This is a genomic window from Halomonas sp. FeN2 (assembly GCF_020595105.1).
GTDB classification, from domain to species: Bacteria; Pseudomonadota; Gammaproteobacteria; order Pseudomonadales; family Halomonadaceae; genus Vreelandella; species Vreelandella neptunia.
On the sequence record NZ_CP074200.1, the window covers coordinates 2527253 to 2553154 of the forward strand.

A 25902-nucleotide genomic window follows, 5' to 3' on the forward strand; every position below is an offset into this window, starting at 1 on the left:
CTCCACAAGGTTTTCCCATAGGCTCACTGTAAGTTGTCCACAGGCCAAGATTGAGGGGTAAACCCGTGTGGATAACCGAGGCTTTGGGCGCTACAATGGTCGGCCGTTTTCAACCGATGGTGAGATGAGTGTCACTGACGCTTTGGCAACAGTGCCTGGACAACCTGCAGGATGAGCTGAATTCACAGCAGTTCAATACCTGGATACGCCCGCTGCAGGCAGAAGAAGGAGAGTCCAACGAGCTGCGCTTATTGGCGCCGAATCGTTTTGTGCGCGATTGGGTGAGCGATAAGTATGCCAAGCGGATTAGTGAGCTGATGCGAGAACTTGCACCGGCCAAACCGCCAAAGGTAAGCCTGACGGTGGGTAGTCGCCGCTTGGCCACCCAGGCCCCTCAGCATCGTGATTTAGGTAATCCTGTATCGGCTTCACCGTCGCGGCCAGCATCGCCTGCGGTACATACGCCGCCCCGCGGCGATATCGCCGATGAGCGCGAAATCGATAGACTGCGCGATGAAGCGCCGAGTCGACGTAATAATGAACGTCAGGTACAGGTAGAAGGCAGTCTGAAACATGGCAGCGGGCTTAATCCGAATTTTACTTTCGATACGTTTGTAGAAGGTAAATCGAACCAATTGGCTCGCGCCGCCTCCCGCCAGGTGTCTGAAAATCCTGGCGGTGCTTATAACCCATTGTTTTTATACGGTGGTGTAGGCCTGGGTAAAACCCACTTAATGCATGCGGTGGGGAACGCATTGGCAACCCGGCGTGAGAACGCCCGGGTGGTATACCTGCACTCAGAGCGGTTTGTCGCCGATATGGTTAAAGCGCTCCAGCTTAATGCGATTAATGATTTTAAGCGTTTTTATCGCAGTGTTGATGCGTTACTTATTGATGATATTCAGTTTTTTGCTGGAAAAGAGCGGTCTCAAGAAGAGTTTTTTCATACCTTCAATGCGTTATTAGAAGGTGGTCAGCAAATGATTCTCACCTCTGATCGCTATCCTAAAGAGATCAGTGGGGTAGAGGAGCGCCTGAAATCACGCTTTGGTTGGGGCCTTACGGTCGCGATAGAGCCGCCAGAGCTTGAAACCCGTGTGGCCATCTTGATGAAAAAGGCCGACCAAGCTAAGGTCGATTTGCCTCATGATGCGGCTTTCTTCATTGCGCAGAAAATTCGTTCCAACGTGCGCGAATTGGAAGGTGCGCTGAAAAAGGTCATTGCTGATTCGCACTTCATGGGTAAAACGATTACCCAGGACTTTATTCGTGAGTCTCTAAAAGACCTGTTAGCGCTTCAGGATAAGCAGGTAGGGGTAGATAATATTCAGCGCACGGTCGCAGAATATTACAAAATTAAGGTGGCGGATCTACTCTCCAAGCGCCGTTCACGCTCGGTTGCCCGCCCTCGTCAGGTGGCGATGGCGCTCGCTAAAGAGCTCACCAATCACAGCTTGCCTGAGATTGGCGATGCCTTTGGTGGGCGTGACCACACAACGGTGTTGCATGCTTGCCGAAAAGTGAAATCATTGCAGGAAGAGAGCGCGGATATTCGTGAGGATTACAAGAATTTACTGCGCCTGTTGACCAGTTAATCATCCCATGGGACGGGCCTGTTATGCGCAGGTCTTTCAGGATATAGAACCGGAGTATTGATGAAATTTTCGATTTCCCGAGAGGCGCTGCTACGTCCGCTGACTCTGGTCGCTGGTGTTGTTGAGCGCCGTCAGACGCTGCCAGTACTGTCTAATGTGCTGATTCAGGTAGAGGGTGACCAGGTATCGCTCACCGGCACTGACTTAGAAGTCGAGCTCGTGGGCCGCACAGTGGCAAGCCAGGTCGATCAGGCGGGCTCCGCGACAGTGCCTGCCCGTAAGCTGATGGATATCTGTAAATCATTGCCCGATCAGTCTGATATTCAGCTTGCCGTTGAAGAGGGCCGCGCGGTACTGCGCAGTGGTCGCTCCCGTTTTACGTTGTCGACTCTCCCGGTCGCTGAATTTCCCAATATTGAAGATGCGGACGGTAGCCAGGAGATTAGTGTACCCCGTGGAACCTTGAAGCATCTGATTGAAGCGACCTCGTTTGCCATGGCGCAGCAAGACGTGCGTTATTACCTCAACGGTATGTTGCTGGAAATTCAAAGCAATTTACTTCGCACGGTCGCTACAGACGGGCACCGCTTGGCGATGTGTTCGCGGCCAATCGAAGTCTCTGTTAGCCAGTCTCAAAAGCTGATTGTGCCTCGGAAGGGGATTCTAGAGCTTTCGCGCTTGCTAGACGATAGCGATGAGCCTGTCAGCCTGACGCTTGGCTCCAGCCATGTGCGTGCTCATACCGGTGACTTTACTTTCACCTCCAAGTTAATCGACGGTAAATTTCCTGATTATGAGCGTGTTGTGCCGCGCAATGGCGATAAAGTACTGATTGCCGAGCGCGCGGAGCTTCGCCAAGTACTTTCACGTACTGCCATCCTCTCTAATGAGAAGTACCGTGGCGTGCGCCTTTATCTTGAGGAGAACAACCTTAAGGTAATGGCCAACAATCCCGAGCAGGAAGAAGCGGAGGAGAATATCGCTGTTGAGTATAATGGCGGGGCAATGGAAGTTGGTTTTAACGTCGGCTATTTAGTTGATGTGCTGACAGTGCTAAATGAGGAGCGCGTGCAGATTACCCTGGCCGACCCCAACAGTAGCGCGCTGCTGGAAGAGCCCGGCGGCGGTGATGCACTTTATGTCGTTATGCCGATGCGCCTGTAAACGATTTGGGTGTGTAGCAGCAATACGTAAGCAAGCTACGTTAGCGGCGCTTCTGGTAGCAGAAGCGCCGCTAACGCGTTGGTATACTCCCTTTTTTCGAGGATATTTTAAGTGGTGATAATAGGATGAGCCTGACACTGCTTAATTTCCACGCTTTGCGCAATCTCCAACCCGTTGAGATAACGCCCTCTTCGCATATCAATGTCATTAGCGGTGCTAATGGCAGCGGCAAAACCAGCCTGTTGGAGGGGGTGCATATCCTAGGCATGGGGCGCTCTTTTCGCACTCGTCAGTTAAAACACGCCATTCAAACGGATAAGCCGTATATGACGCTGTACGGACGGTTAAGTGGAGAGCCTGAGATTACCCTTGGTGTGCGCCGTTTGCGTGCTCAGAGAGAGCTGGAACTACGTTTAAAGGGTGATAAAAACGCTCGGTTGGCGGAGTTGGTAGAGGCGATGCCACTTCAATTAATTAACCCAGATGCTTTTCGATTGCTGGAAGGTTCTCCAGCCGGACGTCGTGAGTTTCTCGACTGGGGCGTGTTTCACGTTAAACATGACTTTTTAGCCATCTGGAAGCGCACACGACGTGCGTTGAAACATCGGAATGCACTTCTCAGGCGTGGTAGAATACAGCCTCAGGAAATGGTGGTGTGGGAGCAGGAGCTAGCCACTTGGGGTGAACAGATGGATACGTTGCGCCGTGCTTGGTTTAGTGATTTTTTGCCCGTCTTTGAAGAGACCCTTAAGGTGTTGCTTCCCTTGCCGGGATTGTCGCTTCACTACGCTAGAGGTTGGGATAAAGATCGATCTCTTGCAGCGGTGTTACATGATAGTCGACCAACTGATCAGCAGATGGGGTTTACTCAGCAAGGACCGCAGCGCGCTGACTTACGTATCAGGATAAACAAACAGCCTGCTGTAGAAGTGCTTTCCAGAGGCCAGCAAAAGTTAGTGGTGAGTGCATTAAAGCTTGCCCAAGGGCGGTTTCTGGAAAGAACAGCACAGCGGCACTGTATTTATCTTATCGACGATTTGCCCGCAGAACTTGACGAGCAAAATCGTTATCAGTTTTGTGGTTTACTCGAAGATATGCAGTGCCAAGCATTTATTACCAGTGTCGAACCTTCTACATTAAAGAATGCCTGGCGCACTGATACCCCTGTAAAAATGTTTCACGTGAAACATGGCAAAGAGGGGCTTAGTGATTTAGAGAAAGCCGACTAATGCAGAAAGGGTAGGACGATACAGGATGAGACAGACTTCACAACGGAGTGGTCAATGAGCGAGCAGGCTTACGATTCATCAAGCATCAAGGTGCTCAAGGGACTGGACGCGGTACGTAAGCGGCCAGGAATGTATATTGGTGACACCGACGACGGTACTGGTCTCCACCACATGGTTTTCGAATTGGTGGATAACTCCATCGACGAAGCATTGGCTGGGCATTGCAGTGAAATTCGCGTTGTCATCCACCCCGATGAGTCGGTCACCGTGAGTGATAACGGCCGTGGCGTACCTACCGAGCTTCATGAAGGGGAAGGTGTTTCCGCTGCAGAAGTTATTATGACGGTTCTGCACGCAGGCGGTAAATTCGATGATAACTCCTACAAGGTTTCCGGTGGTTTGCACGGCGTCGGTGTCTCTGTTGTCAATGCGCTTTCCGCTGAGCTGCGCCTAACGATTTGGCGTCAGGGTGAAGTATTCGAACAAATGTACCGTCACGGTGTTCCTCAAGCGCCACTGGGCGTTGTGGGCAAAACCGAAAAAAGCGGTACCCGGGTTCACTTTCGCCCATCGCCAGAAACCTTTGGTAATATCGAGTTCCATTTTGATATTTTAGCCAAACGGCTACGCGAACTCTCCTTCTTGAACTCCGGTGTGGCTATCCGCTTGCTGGATGAGCGCAGCGGCAAAGAAGAGCTGTTTCACTACGAAGGTGGTTTGAGAGCCTTTGTTGATCACCTCAATACCAATAAAAGTGTGATTAACCCAGTATTCCACTTTAACGCTGTTCGTGATGATGGCGTTGAAGTAGAGGTAGCCATGCAGTGGAGCGAAGCCTTCACTGAAAACATTTTCTGCTATACCAATAATATTCCTCAGCGAGACGGCGGCGCGCACTTGGCGGGGTTCCGGGCAGGTCTTACCCGTACGCTCAATAACTATATTGAAGCTGAAAACCTGCTGAAAAAAGCCAAGGTGAATACCACGGGCGATGATGCTCGTGAGGGGCTAACGGCTATTATTTCAGTTAAGGTTCCGGATCCTAAGTTTTCGTCTCAAACAAAAGATAAGCTAGTCTCCAGCGAAGTGAAGACAGCAGTTGAGCAGGAAATGAGCCGTCTCTTTTCCGAGTATCTTGTTGAAAAGCCTAATGAAGCCAAAGCGATCGTTAATAAGATGCTGGATGCCGCCCGCGCACGTGAGGCAGCACGCAAAGCGCGGGATATGACCCGCCGTAAAGGCGCGTTGGATATTGCCGGTTTACCTGGCAAGTTGGCGGATTGCCAAGAAAAAGACCCCAGCCAGTCAGAGCTTTACTTGGTGGAGGGTGACTCGGCAGGTGGCAGTGCCAAACAGGGCCGCGACCGCCGTACTCAGGCTATTTTGCCGCTCAAAGGTAAAATCCTGAACGTTGAAAAAGCGCGTTTTGATAAAATGCTCTCCTCTGCAGAGGTGGGCACGCTAATCACGGCGCTGGGCTGTGGTATTGGCCGTGAAGAGTTTAATCCTGATAAGTTGCGTTACCACTCGGTTATTATCATGACCGATGCCGATGTCGATGGTTCGCACATTCGAACGCTGCTGTTGACGTTCTTCTTCCGTCAGATGCCGGAGTTGATAGAGCGTGGTCATATCTTTATCGCGCAACCACCCCTTTATAAAATTAAGCGCGGCAAGCAAGAGCTTTACCTGAAAGATGAACAGGCAATGGTGGATTATTTAACCACCACGGCCTTGGATGGTGCAGGCCTGCATGTTAACGCGAATGCACCAGGTATTTCCGGTTCGCAGCTTGAAGCGTTAGTGAACCAGTACCGCAATGTGATGAAGCGGATTGATCGCTTGTCGCGGGTATATCCCAATGAAGTGCTTAAGCAAATCGTTCATGCTTCGGCACTGAAGGGTGAAGAGAGCCTGAAAGACCGTGTGACCATGCAGAACTGGATTGATGAACTCCAGAAGATAATGGATGATATGGTTGCCTATGAAGGCGGGCCTCGTTACCACTTCCATCTTCAAGAAGATTCTGAGCGTGGACTTTTCCTACCCACCGTCTCGCTGGTTGCTCACGGTGTGACGACTGAGTATAGGTGGGGTCTTGATTTCTTTGAAAGTGCCGACTATCGCGGTATCGCTGAGCTGGGCGAAACCCTGGATGGCTTTCTGGAAGAGGGCGCCTTTATTGCCCGTGGTGAGCGTCAGAAGCCTGTGTCGCACTTCTCAGAAGTGCTGGCATGGCTAATGCAAGAGGGCCAGCGTGGGCTATCTGTGCAGCGTTATAAGGGCTTGGGTGAAATGAACCCAGATCAGCTCTGGGATACCACCATGGATCCCGATAGCCGCCGCATGCTGCGGGTGACGATTGAAGATGCCGTGGGGGCTGATATGATGTTCAACACCCTGATGGGTGATGACGTTGAGCCGCGTCGTGACTTTATTGAGACCAACGCACTGGTGGCGAATTTAGACGTGTAAGATATGGATGTGCTAGCAAGTGTTTCACGTGAAACACTACGTTAACGAGTCTTGCCTTAACATGATTTAATGTCACTATGAAAAGCGCCGCTATGTATTCCATAGCGGCGCTTTTATTGGTAAATAAATTAGCAGCATGCTTTAGCAGGAGAGGGTAGTTCCTTTTAGGCAAAGTTTTGCAGGCAACATAAAGCGGTTATAACTCTTCAACTCGGTGTCGTTTAGCTATTTAATGAGCCACTCAACAAATTGCGCTAAATCATCGAAGACCTTGGTTTTTTCAAGGCCAACGCCTTTTTGCTCCGTCTTAACTCCTTTTCCGGTTCTCACCAGCGCTGTTTTACAGCCTACTGCCTCGCCCGCCTGAATATCCCGTAGACTATCTCCGACCATCCAGCTTCCCGTTAAACTTTCTAGCCCCAGGATCTGCTGGATCTGTATTAGCATTCCTGGCAATGGTTTACGGCATTGGCAATTATCATTTGGCACATGGGGGCAGTAAGCAATATGAGCAATATGCCCGCCTTCCGCTTCTACTAACGAAATTAAGTGTTCATGCATCGCATGGAGGGTTGCTTCATCATAATAGCCTCGGGCAATGCCTGATTGATTCGTTGCGACGGCAACGGTGTATCCCGTGCGAGTGAGGCGGGCAATGGCAGTGACTGAAGAGGGGTAGGGCACCCACTCGTCGAGAGATTTGATGTAGTTATCAGAGTCATGGTTGATGACGCCGTCTCGATCCAAGATGACAAGGTTATCTGCACTTAGCATAGTGATCCTATTTGTACGGTTGCCGGCGATGCATGCTGCCCGCGAGATGAATGAATATTTTACCCCGATCTAGCAAAGATGTTTCACGTGAAACACCTATACCCCAAGCAGTAAAAAGCCCAGCCGGTAGGGCTGGGCTTGGGTTGCGAACAAATTAGTCGACGACTACTGAGGGAGCAGCGATATATCGGCGACTTCTAAAAACAGCGCTTGAAGGCAAGCAAGAAGCGCCAATCGATTACGCTGAATAGCCGGGTCGTCCGCCATCACCATCACCTGATCAAAGAAGGCATCCACTGGATCGCGTAGTGTGGCAAGTGAGTCGAGTGCACGCTGGTAGTCACCGGCAGCAAATAGTGGTGCCACCTGTGCTTGGCTACCTGTCACAGCGTCGAACAGCGCCCGCTCGGCATCTTCCTGCAGCAAGTGTTGATCGACCTCTGTGCTGCCGTCATGCTCCTGCTTGCCTAAAATATTCGAAACGCGCTTGTTAGCAGCTGCCAACGCTGATGCTTCGTCACGCTGAGCAAAGGCCTTCACCGCGCGCAAGCGGCGAGCGAAGTCGAGCGGGTTTGTGACTGGGCGTGCACGTACGGCAAGGTACATCTCCGCGCTGATACCTTCTTCCTGGCCCCAGGCGCGGAAGCGATCCAGCATGTACGTCAGCACGTCCTCAACCAATCCCTCAGCCTTGGGGAGGCCCTGGTGCTGCTCAGAGGCAACCGTAAGCAGCTCGCGAAGGTCAAGATCCAACTCGCCTTTGACCAGAATGTTAAGCACGCCAATCGAAGCGCGACGTAACGCGAAAGGATCTTTCGCACCGGTTGGACGTTGGCCAATCCCGAAGATGCCTACCAGGGTATCCAGGCGATCCGCCAGGGCTAATGCTTTGCCTGTAGCACTTTGGGGAATCGTATCAGTTGCAAAGCGGGGCAGGTACTGCTCCTCAAGGGCTTGGGCAACTTCCGCGGGTTCGCCATCCTGCTGAGCATAGTAGCGTCCCATAATGCCCTGGAGCTCAGGGAATTCGAGCACCATCTCAGTCACAAGGTCACACTTGGCGAGCGCCACGGCGCGCTGGGCGTGAGCTTCGTTGCCATTGATACGCTCGGCAATAAACGTCGCAATAACCGAACTGCGGCGAGCTTTATCCGCCAGGGTGCCAAGCTGCTGCTGGAATACCACGCTCTCTAACTGCGGTATGCGCGAGGCTAATGTGCGCTTGCGGTCGGTATCGTAGAAAAACGCTGCATCGGCTAAGCGCGGGCGAATGACTTTCTCATTACCGGCAATGACCTGGTCGGGGTCAGCGCTGTCGATATTGGCAACGGTGATAAATAGCGGTTTTAGCTTGCCCGCGTCGTCCAGCAGGTGAAAATATTTTTGGTTAGCCTGCATTGAGGAGATCAAGCACTCGGCGGGTACTTCCAGAAAGCGTTCATCGAAGCTACCGGTAAGGGCGACTGGCCATTCCACCAAGCCGCTCACTTCTACTAGAAGCTCTTCGTCGATAACCGCATTGGCCTCCTGCACTTCGGCCTCTGCTAATACCTGTTCGCGGATGCGCTCGCGACGTTGCTCACGATCCACCAGTACATAGGCATTTTCCAGCGTCGCCACATACTCATCGGCGTGCGCCAGCTGAATAGCATCAGGGGCGTGGAAGCGGTGTCCGTAGGTGGTACAGCTAGCCTCTAGACCCAGTGCCTCGGCGGCCACTACGTCGCTACCGTAGATGGCTACCAGCCAGTGTACGGGGCGGGAAAATTCAACCCGTGAAGCGCCCCAGCGCATGTTTTTAGGCACGGGGAGGGTGCTGATTGATTTGCGGATAATCTCGGGCAGCAGTGCTTGAATTGACTCTCCCTGCTGCTGCTCACGGAAACCTAACCAAGTACCTTTATCGGTTTCTAAATGAATTAGCTCATCGACGCTCACCCCGCAAGAGCGGGCAAAGCCTTCCGCGGCTTTAGTGGCAACGCCATCCTTAAAGGCAGCTGCCAGCGCCGGGCCACGGCGCTCAACGTCACGGTCAGGCTGTTTATCGGCCAGTTCATGCACCTGCACCGCTAAACGCCGTGGCGTCGCAAAAGCGGTAACGCTGGCGAAGGGAACATCGGCTTCTTGCAGGCCTTTCTCAATGCTTGCGGCGAAGGCGTCGGAAAGAGCGTCCAGGGCCGTGGGCGGTAGCTCTTCTGCACCGAGTTCTAGTAAAAGCGTATTAACAGCCATTAGTCGTCTCCCTGATCGGCGAGTAGCTCTTGTAACAGTTCTCGGCGAAGAATTTCTGGCGCCATGGGGAAACCTTCGGCCTTACGCGACTCAAAGTAAGCAGTGGCGACATCCCGAGCCATGGTGCGAACGCGCAGTATAAAGCGCTGACGCTCGGTGACCGAGATGGCGTGACGGGCATCCAACAGGTTGAATGTGTGCGATGCCTTCAGAACTTGTTCGTAGGCCGGCAGCGGCAGGCTGGCGACGAGCAGCTTGCCACACTCTTTTTCCTGGTGGTCAAAGTTAGCAAATAGCTGGTCAACATCGGCATGTTCGAAATTGTAGGCGGACTGTTCACGCTCGTTTTGCAGATAAACATCGCCATAAGTCACTTTGCTGCCATCGGGGGCAATGGCCCAAACCAGGTCATAAACACTGTCGACGTCCTGCAGGTACATGGCGATACGCTCAAGCCCATAGGTCAGTTCGCCGGTGACCGGGTAGCATTCGATGCCACCGGCCTGCTGAAAGTAGGTAAACTGGGTTACTTCCATACCGTTTAACCAGATTTCCCAGCCCAGGCCCCAGGCGCCGAGGGTAGGGGATTCCCAGTTATCTTCGACAAAGCGCACATCGTGAACCAGCGGATCGAGACCCAGGCGTTTGAGTGAGCCCAGATAGAGATCCTGAAAGTTGCTTGGTGATGGCTTCATCACTACCTGGAATTGGTAATAGTGCTGGAGGCGGTTAGGGTTTTCGCCATAGCGGCCGTCAGTAGGACGGCGGGAAGGCTGTACATAGGCAGCATTCCAGCTTTCGGGACCAATCGCTCGCAGGAAGGTGGCGGGGTGAAAGGTGCCCGCGCCGACTTCCATATCGAGCGGTTGCAGGATGACGCAACCCTGTTCTGCCCAGTACTGCTGCAGAGCAAGGATCAAGCCTTGAAAGGTCGACACATCAGGTGTCGATTGGTTTGTCGAGACACTCATCGCGGAAAGCACCGTTGGCCATGAATTCATAAGGCGTCAAGTATACAATCCTAGGCAGATGGGTTATAGGCAAGTATGCCAACAAGCCGCTTTAGGTAAGGAGAACAGTATGATTGTGGTAACAGGCGGTGCCGGTTTTATCGGGGCCAACATAGTCAAAGCATTGAACGCCCGTGGTCGAAATGACGTGATGGTCGTTGACGATTTACGCGATGGCACCAAATTCGTCAATTTAGCCGACTGCACGCTGGCGGATTATCTCGATAAAGACGATTTTCTTGCCAGGGTAAAAGCTGCCCTGCGCGGTGATAACGTCGAGCTACCTAAGATCGATGCTATTTTCCATGAAGGCGCCTGCTCAGATACCACCGAGTGGGATGGCCACTACATGATGGAAAATAACTTTGAGTACTCCAAAGTGCTGCTTAATTACTGCGAGCAGCAGAGTATTCCTTTTTTATACGCCTCGTCAGCCGCCACCTATGGCGGCAGCGAGGTATTTAAAGAGGTGCCCGAGTGCGAAAAGCCGCTTAACGTATACGGCTATTCCAAGCTGCTGTTTGATCAGCACGTGCGTTCGCGCTGGAGCGAGCTAACCACTCAAGTAGTGGGCTTTCGTTATTTTAATGTCTACGGCCCCCGTGAACAGCATAAGGGCAAAATGGCCAGTGTGGCCTATCACAACCATCTGCAAATTCGTAATGGCGAAACGCTCAAGCTGTTTGGCGGTTATGACGGCTACGAGGCAGGCATGCAGAGTCGCGACTTTGTTTATGTGGGCGATGTAGTCGATGTGAACCTATGGTTTTTAGATCATCCCGACAAGTCAGGTATCTTCAATCTTGGCACCGGTCGGGCCGAGCCTTTTAAAGCCATTGGCGAGGCGGTTACCGACTTTTATGGTAAAGGTGAGATTGACTACATTGCCTTCCCGGAAGAGCTGAAAGGACGTTATCAGAGCTATACCCGTGCTGATATTGGCCAGCTACGCGAAAGCGGCTGCGATGTGGAGTTTAAAACCGTTGCTCAAGGGGTAAAGGCCTACTTGGAGTGGTTAAATGGCTAACTCAGCTCAGCGTTTGCTGGTGATTGGCCCCTCTTGGGTAGGCGATATGGTCATGGCACAGAGCCTGTTTATGACCCTAAAAGCCCGTCAGCCAGGCACGACGATAGGCGTGGTTGCACCAGCATGGTCACAGCCTATTTTAGAGCGGATGCCCGAAGTGGACGAAGTGCTGCCACTGGCAGTGGGGCACGGTGAATTTGGCTTGGCCAGCCGCCGTGAACTCGCCAATCGCCTGCGTGGACGTTTTGATCGTGCCATTGTACTGCCACGCTCGTGGAAAGCCGCGCTGGTTCCCTTTATGGCACGCATTCCTGAGCGTATAGGTTTTTTAGGCGAACATCGCTATGGGCTCCTTAAAGAGCGCCGCAAACTCGACAAACAGGTGCTGGATCAAACGGTAAAGCGCTTTGTATCGCTGGGTTTACCGCTTGAAGAAGCGGCTAGCGGCGATTTTGCGGTGCCTAAGCCACGCCTGCAGATAGACCGCGATAATCTGGTTAATTTACGCCTGACGCACTCGCTTTCATCGCGTTCGGCGATTGGGATGATGCCTGGCGCGGAATACGGCCCTGCCAAGCAGTGGCCGGTTAGTTATTTTCATGCATTAGCCAAACGGCTGGTGGAAGAGGGGTTCGAAGTGCGCGTACTCGGTGGGGCAAAGGATCACCCAGCGGGAGAGGAGATCACACAGGGGCTTTCCCATGCGCATAACCTGTGTGGTAAAACGCAGCTGGCCGATGCAGTTGATTTGTTGGCGGACTGCAGACAGGTAGTCACCAACGACTCGGGATTAATGCATGTGGCCGCAGCGGTAGGCGTTCGTATCCATGCGTTGTACGGTTCTTCGTCGCCCGCCTACACACCGCCGCTGACCGATAACGCCGTCATTCATTACCTAGCGCTCTCCTGCTCTCCCTGCTTTCAGCGTACCTGCCCGTTGGGGCATACCAATTGCCTGAATTTGCTCAGCGTTGAGCAAGTCTACCAACAGATTCACGCGGCTCATCAGTGGGAGAGCGTGATCGTTAATGGATGAGCTCGACTTCGTCTGCCGCGTCAGCAGGCGTCTCTAGGGTTTGCTCTTGAGTGGCTTCTTGAGGAGGCTCATCGGGCTCGCGCCGCTGAGGGGAAATGCCCTCCCAAAGGCGGTGCTGAAGCGCCGTCTCTTCCCGTAAACGCTCATTAAGCACTTCGATGCCGTGGGCCTCTACCAGCGTACGATTATTGCTGAAAAGCGAAGTGCCCAATCCAGCGCGGTCGCGCTCTAAACTAAAGCCCAGCGCATCGAGTATCGTGGGGAAAACATCCAGCATGGTAGCGTCTCGGCGAATACGCTGTGGCTCGATATCGTTGCCCAGCATTATCAGCGTGTTGTCGCGGTCTAGCGCGGTCAATTGATCCCACACAGAAACGCGCATCGTCAGATGGTCGCTCAGTATGACCACCAAGGTATTATCGAGAAGACCCTCAGAATCCAACCGTTCAACCAAATCTTGAGCCAGCCAAGTCGCGCACTCCACCGAGTAAAGAATGTCCTGGCCGTCAAACTCACCTTGTCGTTCCACGCATGATTGGGAGGGATAACCATTGGGGGCATGGCCTGCTAAATTCAGGCTAACCACACCCCAGGGGCCGTTATCTTCTTTATCTAAACGCCGGATTTCATCGGCGGTGATGTCATACAGCGTGTCGTCATAGAGGCCCCAGCTATTTACATACTCAGGATTCTCTAGCAGGGGCTCTAAATCTTCACGCCCTTTCACCGTATTGAATTGGTGGCCGCGATAGAAAAGTCCTTTACCCGCGAACTGAGTGCTAGCACCGCCTAGATAGCTTAGTTGGTAGCCCTGTTCAGCAAGGATGTCGCCCAAACAATCGACGCCAGGGACAACCTTGGAAAGAGGCTCAAACTGGCTGTCATGAAGGAGCCCTGCAGGCATCAATGGCACGCCGCACTGGCTGGCAATCATGCCCGCCATCGTCCAGCCCGTATTATCCATCTGACGCACGCCCTCAAAGACGGTACCCCGTTTCCCCAACTCGTTGAGGCTGGCGTAAGCATCCCCAAATATATCATTGGAGTAGGTGCGTTCTATGCTTTCCAGATATAGGATGAGCAGGTTAGGTGCGTCCCTTAAATGTTCAGTGGGGGGTGGCTTATAGCGTCGGTCTAGCCAGGCGCCATCATCAGTGACTATCGACGCGCTGCGTTGACCTAGGCCATAAAGTAGCGGGTTGCTAGCCAGCAACAAAATAGCGAAAAAGCGCTCGGCTAACCGCCAGCGCTGATCGTGACGTGATAGCCACGTCACGGCTGCTAGTACGCCGATCATTATCAACGTATAGAGCACCGCTGAAATCATTTTGCCTGCGCCACCATGCTCGGCCATGCCTGCCTGGAGGTGAAAAAACACCGCACCCAGATCGACAATGCCAAAGCTATCCGCCAAGTAAACGTAAACACCCCAAAGACTTAACGGTACCAGTGACCAGGGCCACATTTTACGATAACGGGCGTTGGCAGGTCGGCCCCAGCGTAGCTTATGCCCTACACCAATCCATGCTGCGGCTACAAAAAATAGCGTCCACCAGGGCAGGCGGGTCATTACTGTGACGGTATAACCCAGGCAGAGGCCGATAGTTATTATCGCTATTTTTTGAATAGCATGAGGATTCATATGTAACCTACGTATCAAGCGAATGTTGGTCATCAGGCGCATTTGGCTATTAAATCAATTACCCATGACGAATTCACCTCGGTGAGCTATTAGAGTATCTAGGAGTGATGTCGTGTAGCGGAGTCGCTGCCGCAAAGCGATAGTTCCCAGCATAAACTTTTTCTGCGCAATAGGTGAATCTCGATTTTGTTTTTCGCCATTTCCGCTTGGTATAGTAATTCGACAATACTTTACTATGCAAAAGCAAATGAGTTTTTAAGTTAAGATTTTTAGGAGAAAAACCATCAACCATTATTAACTTTCTGTTATTAATATCACCCTCAAAAATGAAGTTGTCGATATTGAAGTCGGAGGCAGGGATGCCAATTTCAGAGAAATTCTTTATAATTTTTTCAATCATATTCAAGGCGGACTCGACACTAATTTCTTTGCTGAAAAGAAGTTTTCTTAACGTCAAAGACTGGCCTTTATTGTCAATAATTCTATTTACCACCAAACCAGGCCCCTTATTGGTTCGTACCCACTTTTCGCATAAACTGACCCGGCACTCTATACCCTTTGAAGTGATATTTTTTGAAACATACCATTCAGAAAAGCTTTGTTTGTGATCGCTCTCCCAATCCTCTGGGTGCCGGGCAACTTTTATTAGCTTTGTGGGATTGGACTTGTATAAGTAACAAACCCTATTCGAACCATAAGATATAATATCATTATCATGAATTACTATTTCATCGCCATGCTCTATTGCTTTTTCTATTCTTTTAATTGAGTAAAACATGCTTCATCCTTGATGCTATTTTGGAGGTGCTGGGAAATCAATCCCTGAAGAACATTATATTGATAATCGTAAGAATATTTTTTTGCAGTATTAACTAATTTTTCTGTTATCTTGCTGTTATTGCTATGATTTATGTTATCAATAGCTTGGAACCATTCCTTTGAGTCATATCCTTTTATAATCAAATCTTTTAATTCATTTTGAAGTAACTCACCTGCTCCAACCCGCTCGGAGATTAATGGAATGGTTGAGCACGCCATTGCTTCCAACACGACACAGCCGAACTCTTCAATATGAGCAGGTAATACAAAAACATCTAAAGCAACATAGTAGCACTCTACATTAGGAACGGTTTTTTTCCACGTAAAGTGCTTTTCAATGCCAAGTTTAGTAGCTTTTTCTTTATAGGGAGTTATATCTCCTTGGCCGATTACCAAAAAACGGTATGTGATCTCTGAGTTGTGAATTAGCTCATACGCAATGTCGGCAAAGAGGTCAAGATTTCTTTTCTTGAAGTCTCCCGAGGTTATAAGTCCTATGAGTTTTTCTTTATCTTTAATACCCAGTTCTTCACGCTGTTTCATTCTAGAGCTTGTTTTAACTGAAGTGTTAAACTGTCGATCGTCAAAGCCAGGATAAGAAATGCTAACTTTTTCCGATGGGATTTTATAGCGTTTGATCAAGTCATTAGCCATCATTTGAGAGTTCGCGACAACGAGTTTGTATTTACTTTTTTGCAAAACTCTATGATGTATTTTGGATACGTCACTTTGATTGCCAACGACATGTGGGCACATAATTTCCTGCGCTAAGTCGATGCAATTATGCATATAAATGATATCTGAATTTTCCATATCTCCATGGCTAATCACAAGTGAAGGTCTGTGCTGACGACACCAAGCATTTGCACGTTTGCTGAACCAAAGTCGTCTTATGAAGCTGCTTAGAGGAAGCTTGGGAATGATCTTCAAATCCGCGCCATAGGAAGCTACCGTTTTTTTATTAGCTTTTTCGCATATAACTTTGACCCGATAACCCATACTTTTCAAAATAGAAATTTGTTGCAAAGCAATTCTTGCTGCGCCAGTAGTCTTATTCAATTTACGAATAGCAATAACGGCGGTTGGCACCTCTTCCATGATAGAACCTGCTGATAGTGGTTTTAAAAATTAATGTCTAGCCTTCAAATAATTTTTCATATATTTCCAAAATACGCCGTTAGCATTCGATACTGCTATCACTAGCCCTCTCCATCCATCGCGCCAAGCTTGCTGTAAAAAATAGGTGCGCAGAAAAGCGAATAGTGCTTTGAAAAAAATGACCGGCACTGAATAAATCTTAAGCTTTCCTGACTCAGCGCGAAGAGTAGAGTAACGATTAATTTTTTCTAAAAACTGCGATAAATCCGTAACAGCCGTATGTTCAATACTACCCGATAAGCGCTGTATCCGGCTAACGCTGCTTACAGCGATTGCTTCATGAACCATGGCGTCATTAAAATTATGATTGCGACGATTGAATACCCGAATGAGCCAGTCATTACCCCATCCAGAGTAGCGAACAGGTTGCCCCATCATCCAGTTCTCGCGCACTATTTCACCAAGGTCATTGGGTGATGCGCTATTGACCCAAGATGTAAGCGACTCAATGAGCGCTTTTGAGGGGGCCTCGTCTGCATCCAGTGAGAGTATCCAATCGTGTTTAGCTAAGGAAACGGCATGACGTTTAGTAGGTCCGAAGCCTAGAAAATCACCTTCGTAAAGGGAAACGTTTGGATAGCTTGCTGCAATAGGTAAGGTCTCGTCGCTGGATCCGTTATCATAAATCACAACGTTTTCGAAGCATTGCAGCGCATCCAGCGTATGTCTCAACGTCGAGGCTGCATTTCGAGTGATGATAACAACGCTAACGCCAGCGGGCATAATTATACCGATCCTGTTAGTGAGTAGGTAGTGGGTGCTATTATAGCGGCTTTGTATTTACCATATCCCCCGTGAGGCGCTTTTGCACATCATTCATGTCAATCTGGCCAGAGGCTTTCGTGGTGGTGAACGCCAAACAGTCCTGTTGATACAAGCATTAGCCAAACAGGATGAGATAGGGCGCCAGACGCTCGTATGCCAGCCATCATCACCGCTGCGTGCTGAGCTAGCAGATACTCCCGATGTTGAATTTGTTAATGCTAATCATCAATTAGCGGGCCATTGGCAGGCTGGTAAGGGGGGGATTATCCATGCGCATGAGGCAAAAGCGGTTCATTGGGCATGGCTACATAGCGTGCTGTTTCGTACGCCTTATATTATTACTCGCCGAGTTGATACCCCTATTAAACGTAAATGGAGTAATAAGGTTTTTTATCGTTACGCCCACTGTTGTGTCGCCATTTCAAATGTCATTGCCCGTGAGATTAATGCGTTAGTGCCGCGATCAATATTTGTTATCGCAAGTGCATATACACCTGTTCGCCATAATCCTGATGTTGCAAAAAAAATACGTGATACGTACCCAGGACGCTTTATTGTGGGACATATTGGGGCATTGGTGGATCGCCATAAGGGGCAGAGAGTACTGCTAGAGGTGGCTCGACAGTTTGAAAAAACGTATCCAGAGGTGCTGTTTGTATTTTTTGGAAAGGGGGAAGATGAGCATAAGCTTCAACAGGAGAGCGAATCTTTAAGTAATGTTCGTTGGTTGGGCTTCAAAGCCAATATTGGTGACTATATGCCAGCATTGGATCTTTTTGCCTTTCCTTCACGGAATGAAGGATTAGGGTCGGTACTCCTAGATATAATGAGTGCTAAAGTCTCCATTATTGCCAGCGACGTAGGGGGAATTCCTGATATAATAACGCATGAACAGACGGGTCTTTTAGTGCCCCCAAATAATGCCGCAATGCTAGCCGATGGTATCAAGAGAATGATGAATGATAGCCGGCTTAGGGCTGAATTATCTTATAGGGCTTTTGCTCAATTGGAGAACTACTCTCCTGATGCAATGGCCGCAGCTTACTTGCCGTTATACCGCTCCATATAGTGCTCCTGTGACACTTCTTATGACAGTATAGGCTAAAGCTTATGTCCTTGAAAAAACGATGGAAAGCAAACAAGCATAAATTTTTGTTTTACGGTAAAGGTGTTTTTGAAATTGGCTTGCCTAAAAGATACTATCACTATGAGCAGAGAAAAATTCTCAATGCATTTAATAGAATGCCGCTAGGTAGAGATCGATATTATATTGAAAGTCGAGTTAATTACTATAACAAGCTCTCTGGACAGAGTGTCCTTAATCAGCAAGCGGAAAGAGTCGGCAGTTTTTCCAAACAAAAAAGCTGGTCTTACTATATCGATATGAAACGCTATTTGTTGAGGTTTAATGAGTCCTTACAATTCCATTTCTTACCAGGTGATGTTCGTAACGTACCTCAAGAGCCTGCTTTTGTAAAAAGCCGCCCCATTACTCGAGATAATCAGTACTCTATCCTACTGAAATTAAACCGAGTGAGACATTATTATTTTGTTAACGATCCGCTAAGCTTTGACGAAAAGAGAGATAAGCTGGTGTGGCGTGGGGCCTGTCATCAGTCGCACCGTCAGGCATTTGTTAAACAGTATTACGCTCACCCCCTGTGTGATGTAGGAGACACACGTAAAGGTGTCCAAGGTGATCCCTGTGCACGCCCGTTTATGAGTATTAGTGAACAATTGCAGTATAAATTTATACTGAGTATAGAGGGTAATGATGTGGCGACGAATCTCAAGTGGATTATGGCCTCTAACTCTTTATGTTTTATGGCTAAGCCTAAGTATGAGACTTGGTTTATGGAAGGAGTGCTTAAACCGGGCTATCACTACGTTGAGGTAGCTGATGACTACTCAGATTTAGAAGAGAAGATGGCTTATTACTCTTGCCACCTTGGTGAGGCAAAGCAAATAATTCAAAATGCTAATGATTATGTAAAACCATTTTTAAATTATCAGCAAGAACACCTCATTGGCCTTTTAGTAATGCAAAAATATTTTGAAAAGACTGGACAGTTGTAAGCACGACTGTGAACCTTGAAGTCGAAATAGTTAATTATAACCACTGCTGCTGAGATACAAGCTAGTCTTCACATTGAACCCTGGCAGAGGATTGGCTGTCACGCAGTAAAGAGTCTGTCAGAATAGCGACTTTTCTCCACCCCGTGCCCAAACGGAAATACTTATGGACTTATCGTCACTCTCTTCTGCGCCCTCTCATTTTTCGCTGATGCGCGGGTATACCTCCGTTGCGGTGTTGCTACTGGGCGCCATTGCGCTAATTGTACCCTCAGGCTACTCAGTAGGCGCCGGGCTATTGCTGCTTGGCGCTTTTGCGCTGCCCTTCATCCGCACAAATGTACGCTTTGACCGTCAAGATTGGTGGGTTATTGGTGTATTGGCTTTTTACGCACTGGTGGGGCTATTCGAAGCCTGGAGCGACGAGCAGGGATTTCGAGGTGCGGATAAACCATTGCGTTTTATATTGGTAGTTCCTGTATTAGCGTTGATATTGGCCTATCCACCACGGCTAGGTTGGCTATGGAGTGGCCTGGCCGTGGGGGGAGTGGCTGTTGGAAGCTGGGGCGCTTGGCAAAAGCTTCTTATAGGCGTTGAGCGCGCAGGCGGGTATACCCATGTTATCCAGTTTGGGAACATTAGTATGTTAACGGGCATATTATGTTTAGCCGGTATGGGCTGGGCAATTGTGCAGCCCAATCGCAAACAGTGGCTGCTTTTGTTGACTCTGGGGGCTCTGGGAGGTGTCTTGGGTTCGCTCTTTTCCGGTAGCAGAGGGGGATGGGTAGGGCTTCCCTTTGTACTTTGGGTGCTGTATCGCGCCTATGGATATGAGCTCGCTACGCACTGGAAGATAGGCGCCTTAACTATAGTGTTGTTGGGGGCGTTGTGCGTATATGCAGTGCCTCAGCTAGGTGTTCAACAACGTGTCCATCAGGCGTTCGAAGATATTGAACGCTATGTATCGGGCAAGAGCCGAACCTCCTCAGTGGGAGCGCGCTTTGAGATGTGGAAGGGGGCCTCCCATCTAATCATTGAGAAACCGCTACTTGGCTGGGGTAGCAATGGTTATCAACACGGAATGCAGGCGCTAGCGGGGGTTGGTGTGATTGATCCAGGCGTTGTTCAGTATGAGCATGCACACAATGAGTTTGTGGATGCGACCGCTAAACGAGGAGTCCTTGGTCTTGCCGCTCTGCTATTACTTTATCTGGTACCTCTGCGGCTATTTATGCGCCAGTTGAATGCGCCTAATCTGGAACTTCGATCATTAGCCGTAGGTGGGGCGCTGCTGCCGGTCGCTTATATAGATTTTGGTCTCTCACAAGCTTTTTTGACTCATAATAGCGGGGTCATGATTTACACTTTTTGGCTTGTGGTGTTATGGGGTAGCTACCAAGCCTGCCAGCGGAAGCTTGAGAATCAAGCTATATGAACTGAACCCAGAGAGGAACACTCAAAATTGATACCCGGTTTAGGTAACAACTGAATTAGCAGCGGTATCCTTTATAAATGATAGGCATAAACGGCGCTTCGGTGAACTTTTTGATGGAGCGCTCCAGCCTCTCTAAATTTTCTTTCCCCCACTTCCCTGGAGACCGTAGCCTGCAGCGATCAAAATCAATCAGCCAAGGCTCGCCCGTGGGGTCGATCAAAATATTGCGGGCGTTCAGGTCAACATGATCAAGTCCCGCTTGATGAAAGCTGTAAATCATAGCACCTACACGCTTTAATAACGCTTCATCCGCCAGATCGTTGACGAGTAACTCAGCGAATGCTTTGGCGCCAGCAATGCGCACGGTAATCAACGCGGCTTCATAAGTAAGCCCATAGTGGGTAACGCAGCTCGCTACGGGGCGGGGTACCGGTAGGCCTTGCTCAAAAAGCTTGGCGGTTAAGCGCAGTTCACGAAATGCCCGGGTGCGCTCAGCGCCAGTCCATAAATAGCGTTTCTCACTGAGTTTGGCCGCCATGCCCCCCCGGCGATAGGGCCTTAATACCCACTGCTCGGTCGGGGTTGCCTGTAAAAACAGGCTACTGCCCCGGCCAGGCGCTTCGCCCACAATTAATCCGCGTTCACACCAGTAATCGCGAGTGAATAGGTCTGGATCAATTTGGTGTGTTCCCGGCGCGTCACATAAACTGTCTACATCATGTAAAATCAGCCAATTTCTCTGCCGGAGTGCCGCTAAGCGCATGAAGCCCTCTCTGCCTGTTCAGCCTAACCACATTGCCATTTTGCGCCTCTCCGCCCTAGGAGATGTGTGCAATCTCGTGCCCACTGTGCGGGCGTTGCAGCGCCAGTGGCCCGATGCGCGCATTACTTGGATTATCGGTAAGGGGGAGCACAGTCTACTGGCGGGGCTTTCCGGGGTCGAGTTCGTTGTTTACGACAAGTCGACCGGTATTGCCGGTATGCGTGCGCTATGGCGGCAGCTTGCCGATACGCGCTTCGATGTACTACTGCATATGCAGCAGGCCATACGTGCCAGCGTGCTGTCACTTGGGCTGAAGGCCGACGTACGTGTGGGCTATGACAAGGCGCGCGCCAAAGATGCTCAGCACTGGTTCACCCAGCATCAGCTCGCGCCCCACCCGAATGCCCATGTGCTGGAGTCCTTTATGGACTTCGCCCGGGTGCTCGGGGTAGAGGATGACCGCTTAACGTGGGATTTACCTGTGCCCGATACGGCACGTAATGAGGCTCAGGTGATCAGCGGTGAGGCCCCTTACCTCGTCATTAACCCGTGTAGCAACGTTCGCCTGCGTAATTTTCGCAACTGGTCGGTAGAAGGCTATGCTAGCGTGATTGAACATGCTTGGGTGCAACACGGTCTTAAAAGCGTATTGACCGGCGGTGGTAGTGCCTTGGAGAGGGAGATCGGCGATCAAATCGAAGCGCTCTGCCAGCCAGCCAGTGTGATTAACGCCATTGGCGGCACCTCTTTAAAAGGGGTTTTAGCGTTGATCGATCAAGCCCAAGCGGTGATAGCGCCGGATACCGGCCCAATCCATATGGCCAATGCCATGGGAACGCCGGCATTGGGCCTTTATGCATCGACCAATCCCCAGCGTGCCGCGCCCTATTTGTGGCGTGATTTTGCGGTCAACGCCTACCCCGAAGCGGTACGTACTTATCTGCATAAGTCGGTAGATGAGGTGAGCTGGGGCCAACGGGTACGCCACCCAAGTGCCATGATGCTGATTAAAGCAGACGACGTTATCGCTAAACTGGATACACTGATGGCGCATAACGTGTCTGCCGCCTGCGCAGGGAGCACTGATGAAGATTGATTTAACCGCCTTAGAACATGCCCACGTGCTAGTGGTCGGCGATGTCATGCTAGATCGCTACTGGCATGGCGGTACCTCGCGCATTTCCCCCGAAGCGCCGGTGCCGGTGGTGCGCGTGGAAGATGTTGAAGATCGCCCAGGCGGGGCGGCCAATGTGGCATTGAACATTACTTCCCTAGGTGGCCACGCGGTGCTAGCGGGCGTGATCGGAGACGATGACAACGCACAGATTCTACAAGCCAGCTTGAGTGCTTCAGGGGTAAGTACTTACTTTCAGCGTAGCGCTGAGGTGCCGACGATTACCAAGCTGCGTGTGATGAGTCGTAACCAGCAGCTGCTGCGCCTGGATTTCGAGCAGCGCTTGGACAGTGTCGATACCACTGAGCTAGTGACGCAGGTAGAAAAGGCGCTCCCTGATTGCGACATAGTGATCCTTTCCGACTACGGCAAAGGCACGCTGAACCAAGTAGAGAACTTGATAGCCAATGCAAGAGCTCAGGGTAAGCGGGTGCTAATCGATCCGAAAGGGCAGGATTTCAGCAAATATCGTGGGGCGAGTTTAATTACCCCCAATCTCACCGAATTTGAAGCCGTGGTGGGCCATTGTGCGACCGATGCTGAGTTATCCCGCCGCGGCGAAGCGCTGCGCGCTGAGCTTGAGCTGGAAGCATTGCTGATTACCCGCAGCGAAAAGGGCATGACGTTGATTCGTGATGGGCATGCGCCGCTACACCTGCCTACCCGCGCTCAAGAAGTCTTCGATGTGACAGGGGCGGGCGATACCGTTATTGGCTTAATGGGGTTAGCGCTAGCGGCGGGCCACGCCTTTCCCGAAGCGATGATGTTGGCCAACCTAGGGGCTGGGCTGGTAGTGGCCAAACCGGGCACGGCCACGCTTTCCATCGCCGAGCTCTACACTGCGCTACACGGCGATAAGCTGGCTGAGTTTGGGGTGATTGAACCGAATGTATTGATCGAGGCGGTGCGTGCTGCCCAACTGCGCGGTGAGCGGGTGGTCATGACCAACGGCTGCTTTGATATTCTGCACGCTGGCCACGTGGCTTATTTGGAGCAGGCCAAACGCCTGGGTGACCGTTTAATCGTCGCGGTTAACGACGATGCCTCTATTGGCCGTCTGAAAGGGCCCAAGCGGCCGATTAATCCACTTAACCGGCGCATGCAGGTGTTGGCGGGGTTAGGCGCCGTCGATTGGGTCGTGCCGTTTGGTGACGACACCCCCCAGGCGCTGATCGAAGCGGTGCTACCCGATATATTAGTCAAAGGTGGCGACTACCGGCCAGAAGATATCGCCGGGGGCGCGGCGGTTATCGCTAATGGTGGCGAGGTTAAAGTACTGGGCTTTGAAGATGGCGTGTCGACCTCGGCGATGATTAGTTCGATTCTAGATCGTGAGCGTTAAGAAACCTCTGATGTCTTCACCTGCCTGGCCTCGGCTTGCCTACTCAGCGGCACTGTATGCGCTCTCACCGCTGATTGGCTGGCGCATCTGGCGTGAGCAAGTACCCACTTACTCACGCCTTCAACGGCTGGGTTTACGCCTGCAGCCGCTTCCCCCTGCGCCACGCATTTGGCTGCACTGCGCCTCGGTGGGAGAAGTCCGCGCTGCTCGACCGTTGATTGAGGGACTACTAGCGCGTCACCCAATGCATAGCCTGCTGCTCACCACCATGACCGCTACCGGCGCCCAGCAGTCTCAAGCGCTTATTAGCGAGCAAACCCCAAGCGATCAAGCAAGGCTTGCCCATCGCTTTCTACCGTTGGATTTTCCCGGTGCTGCCAGACGCTTTGTACGCAGCGTTCAGCCCGAACTCGCGATCCTGTTTGAAACCGAGCTGTGGCCCAATCTGATCCACGCCTGCCGCCAGCAGGATGTGCCGGTGGCAGTGGTGAATGGCCGCCTATCGCCCCGCGCCTTTAAGCGCTACCAACGCCTGCGCCCGCTAATGGCCAGCACGCTCGCCGAGATTAGCTGGCTAGCTGCAAAATCATCGGCAGACGCCGAACGCTTTAATGCCCTTGGCTGCAGCACGGGTATCACCCGCATAGTCGGCTCGCTGAAATTTGAAATGGCTAGCCAAAATAAGGCGAAGAAAGAGGGTGAGCACTTACTTCAAGACTGGGGAGAGCGTCCGGTTTGGGTGGCGGGCTCAACCCGAGATGGCGAAGAAACACTGATACTTCAAGCTCATCGTCAGCTACTTAGGCGCTATCCGAGCGCGTTGCTGGTGCTGGTGCCCCGTCACCCCCAGCGCTTTGATGAGGTGGCTAAGCTTTGCCAAACAGAAAGCTGGGCACTCAGCCGCCGCAGCCTCCAGCAGCCTGCCACAAAGCAAACGCAGGTTTACCTGGGGGATACGCTTGGTGAATTGGCTATGCTGTATGCGGCGGGCCGTGTGGCCTTTGTGGGGGGCAGCCTAGTGCCATTGGGCGGGCACAATGTGCTTGAACCCGCGGCGCTCGGCAGGCCGGTGCTTAGCGGCTCCTCAATTGAAAACTTCGCTGATGTGGCTGAGCCGCTTCTAGCGGCAGGTGCGCTAACCTTAGTCGATAGCCCGGAGGCCCTGGCAGACACTGTGGCAGGCTATTTTGCCAACCCCGAGCGCGCCCAACAGGCTGGACGCGCCGGCCGCGCGGTGATTGAGGCACAAAAAGGTGCGCTGGCTCTCACCCTGACAGGATTGGAAGCCCTGCTGCCCCGGTAACCAGTGCAGGTATTTATATGCCGTTATCTTGTTATCCGCTTAAATGGTCGTGAGCTAAAGCTACCTCCCACCCGTGCAGAAATCACTCTGGCAGAGATAATTCCTCAACGAGTGACAATAGTCTTTTTATGAACGCGCGATGCGCTCTACGCCATCTTCCTTGCCCAGCAGCAGAACATCGGCGCCGCGGGCGGCAAACAGGCCATTGGTCACCACTCCGACGATAGCGTTGATACGCGCCTCCATGGCTACCGGGTCTTCGATCAAAAATTCAAAGCAGTCGATGATTTGGTTGCCATTGTCGGTGACTACCCCCTGGCGATAAACCGGCTCGGCACCAAGCGCTACCAGCTCGCGGGCGACATAAGAGCGAGCCATGGGGATGACTTCAACCGGTAGCGGAAAATGACCTAACTGAGGCACGTACTTTGAGCCATCGGCAATGCAGATAAAGCGTTCGGCACAGGCAGCCACAATTTTTTCGCGAGTTAGCGCAGCACCACCGCCTTTAATCATATGTAAGTTGGCATTTACTTCGTCTGCGCCATCGATGTAAAAAGGGACTGTGCCAACGCTGTTGAGCTCAAACACCTCAATGCCCAGTTTCTCAAGGCGCTCGGCGCTTGCCTTAGAGCTCGCCACCGCGCCTTTAAAGTGATGGCGTAGGGGGCCCAGGCGATCAATAAACAGGTTAGCCGTGGAGCCGGTGCCAATGCCTAAGATGGTATCCTTTTCCAATTGAGATTTAATTTCTGCAATGGCGGCATCCGCCACGGCGGCCTTTAATTCATCCTGGTTCATAGCTTGGTTCATAAAAAGCCTTGTGAGTCAGAGGAGAGTTAGAGAAAAGAGATAGTGGCGCTAGTATAACGACCTAAACGTTGCC

Annotated in this window: 21 protein-coding genes; 12 read left to right on the forward strand and 9 right to left on the reverse strand. The window is 51.2% G+C overall.

What is annotated here, in order from left to right; all coding sequences use genetic code 11:
* Positions 1-128 precede the first annotated feature (128 nt).
* The 4 genes from dnaA to gyrB all read left to right on the forward strand — a co-directional run bounded on the left by dnaA (position 129) and on the right by gyrB (position 6463).
* Positions 129-1595 (forward strand): chromosomal replication initiator protein DnaA, encoded by a 1467-nt coding sequence (dnaA, locus tag KF947_RS11615; protein ID WP_035582418.1) that lies wholly within the window; start codon positions 129-131, stop codon positions 1593-1595.
* Between the two features lie 60 nt (positions 1596-1655).
* Positions 1656-2759: a DNA polymerase III subunit beta gene (gene dnaN, locus KF947_RS11620; protein WP_133733125.1), complete on the forward strand. Its 1104-nt coding sequence runs from the start codon at positions 1656-1658 to the stop codon at positions 2757-2759.
* 125 nt (positions 2760-2884) lie between these two features.
* The gene (recF, locus tag KF947_RS11625; RefSeq protein WP_227404040.1) at positions 2885-3988 is read left to right on the forward strand and encodes a DNA replication/repair protein RecF; all 1104 of its coding nucleotides are present in this window, start codon (positions 2885-2887) and stop codon (positions 3986-3988) included.
* A gap of 54 nt (positions 3989-4042) precedes the next feature.
* Entirely contained in the window at positions 4043-6463 is a 2421-nt protein-coding gene (gene gyrB / locus KF947_RS11630; protein WP_133733123.1) for a DNA topoisomerase (ATP-hydrolyzing) subunit B, read from the forward strand.
* 225 nt (positions 6464-6688) lie between these two features.
* Here gyrB and gmhB read toward each other — a convergent pair whose 3' ends face one another.
* The 3 genes from gmhB to glyQ all read right to left on the reverse strand — a co-directional run bounded on the left by gmhB (position 6689) and on the right by glyQ (position 10440).
* Complete coding sequence (gene gmhB, locus KF947_RS11635) at positions 6689-7237, reverse strand: D-glycero-beta-D-manno-heptose 1,7-bisphosphate 7-phosphatase (RefSeq protein ID WP_133733122.1); 549 nt, start codon at positions 7235-7237, stop codon at positions 6689-6691.
* A gap of 165 nt (positions 7238-7402) precedes the next feature.
* Positions 7403-9469, reverse strand: coding sequence for a glycine--tRNA ligase subunit beta (glyS, locus tag KF947_RS11640; protein ID WP_227404041.1), 2067 nt, complete (start codon positions 9467-9469; stop codon positions 7403-7405).
* Positions 9469-10440, reverse strand: a complete 972-nt coding sequence (gene glyQ, locus KF947_RS11645; protein ID WP_133733120.1) for a glycine--tRNA ligase subunit alpha — start codon at positions 10438-10440, stop codon at positions 9469-9471. Before glyQ ends, glyS begins: the two co-directional genes overlap by 1 nt.
* 109 nt (positions 10441-10549) lie before the next feature.
* On the opposite strand from glyQ, the gene rfaD reads away from it, so the two are divergent.
* Positions 10550-11506 (forward strand): ADP-glyceromanno-heptose 6-epimerase, encoded by a 957-nt coding sequence (gene rfaD, locus KF947_RS11650; protein ID WP_133733119.1) that lies wholly within the window; start codon positions 10550-10552, stop codon positions 11504-11506.
* On the forward strand, positions 11499-12542 hold the full coding sequence (waaF, locus tag KF947_RS11655) for a lipopolysaccharide heptosyltransferase II (RefSeq protein WP_133733118.1): 1044 nt from the start codon (positions 11499-11501) through the stop codon (positions 12540-12542). The genes rfaD and waaF overlap by 8 nt, the downstream gene beginning before the upstream one ends.
* On the opposite strand, the gene KF947_RS11660 is transcribed toward waaF, so the two are convergent.
* From KF947_RS11660 to KF947_RS11675, 4 genes are all read right to left on the reverse strand, one after another.
* A complete protein-coding gene (locus tag KF947_RS11660; RefSeq protein WP_227404042.1) occupies positions 12532-14184 on the reverse strand; it encodes a sulfatase-like hydrolase/transferase in 1653 nt (550 codons plus the stop codon). The two genes, waaF and KF947_RS11660, sit on opposite strands and share 11 nt — an antisense overlap.
* 73 nt (positions 14185-14257) lie before the next feature.
* Positions 14258-14962, reverse strand: a complete 705-nt coding sequence (locus tag KF947_RS11665; RefSeq protein WP_227404043.1) for a YrbL family protein — start codon at positions 14960-14962, stop codon at positions 14258-14260.
* Positions 14938-16101, reverse strand: coding sequence for a glycosyltransferase family 4 protein (locus KF947_RS11670; protein ID WP_227404044.1), 1164 nt, complete (start codon positions 16099-16101; stop codon positions 14938-14940). The genes KF947_RS11665 and KF947_RS11670 overlap by 25 nt, the downstream gene beginning before the upstream one ends.
* 30 nt (positions 16102-16131) lie before the next feature.
* Positions 16132-16884: a glycosyltransferase family 2 protein gene (locus KF947_RS11675; protein WP_133733114.1), complete on the reverse strand. Its 753-nt coding sequence runs from the start codon at positions 16882-16884 to the stop codon at positions 16132-16134.
* An 82-nt stretch (positions 16885-16966) separates the two neighbouring features.
* On the opposite strand from KF947_RS11675, the gene KF947_RS11680 reads away from it, so the two are divergent.
* The 3 genes from KF947_RS11680 (at position 16967) to KF947_RS11690 (ending at position 20434) form a co-directional block, all read left to right on the forward strand.
* The gene (locus KF947_RS11680) at positions 16967-17995 is read left to right on the forward strand and encodes a glycosyltransferase family 4 protein (protein WP_227404045.1); all 1029 of its coding nucleotides are present in this window, start codon (positions 16967-16969) and stop codon (positions 17993-17995) included.
* A 41-nt stretch (positions 17996-18036) separates the two neighbouring features.
* Positions 18037-19002, forward strand: coding sequence for a glycosyl transferase family 90 (locus KF947_RS11685; protein ID WP_227404046.1), 966 nt, complete (start codon positions 18037-18039; stop codon positions 19000-19002).
* A 163-nt stretch (positions 19003-19165) separates the two neighbouring features.
* Positions 19166-20434, forward strand: coding sequence for an O-antigen ligase family protein (locus KF947_RS11690; RefSeq protein WP_227404047.1), 1269 nt, complete (start codon positions 19166-19168; stop codon positions 20432-20434).
* Between the two features lie 55 nt (positions 20435-20489).
* On the opposite strand, the gene KF947_RS11695 is transcribed toward KF947_RS11690, so the two are convergent.
* A complete protein-coding gene (locus tag KF947_RS11695; protein WP_227404048.1) occupies positions 20490-21197 on the reverse strand; it encodes a 3-deoxy-D-manno-octulosonic acid kinase in 708 nt (235 codons plus the stop codon).
* Here KF947_RS11695 and KF947_RS11700 point away from each other — a divergent pair.
* Genes KF947_RS11700 through waaA form a run of 3 tightly spaced genes read left to right on the forward strand, consistent with a single transcriptional unit; the run spans position 21196 to position 25016 of the window.
* Positions 21196-22293 (forward strand): glycosyltransferase family 9 protein, encoded by a 1098-nt coding sequence (locus tag KF947_RS11700; RefSeq protein ID WP_227404049.1) that lies wholly within the window; start codon positions 21196-21198, stop codon positions 22291-22293. The genes KF947_RS11695 and KF947_RS11700 overlap by 2 nt on opposite strands.
* On the forward strand, positions 22283-23713 hold the full coding sequence (gene hldE / locus KF947_RS11705; RefSeq protein ID WP_227404050.1) for a bifunctional D-glycero-beta-D-manno-heptose-7-phosphate kinase/D-glycero-beta-D-manno-heptose 1-phosphate adenylyltransferase HldE: 1431 nt from the start codon (positions 22283-22285) through the stop codon (positions 23711-23713). Before KF947_RS11700 ends, hldE begins: the two co-directional genes overlap by 11 nt.
* Before the next feature lie 10 nt (positions 23714-23723).
* Positions 23724-25016: a lipid IV(A) 3-deoxy-D-manno-octulosonic acid transferase gene (gene waaA, locus KF947_RS11710; protein WP_227404051.1), complete on the forward strand. Its 1293-nt coding sequence runs from the start codon at positions 23724-23726 to the stop codon at positions 25014-25016.
* A 126-nt stretch (positions 25017-25142) separates the two neighbouring features.
* On the opposite strand, the gene rpiA is transcribed toward waaA, so the two are convergent.
* On the reverse strand, positions 25143-25817 hold the full coding sequence (rpiA, locus tag KF947_RS11715) for a ribose-5-phosphate isomerase RpiA (RefSeq protein WP_133733108.1): 675 nt from the start codon (positions 25815-25817) through the stop codon (positions 25143-25145).
* Between the last annotated feature and the right edge of the window lie 85 nt (positions 25818-25902).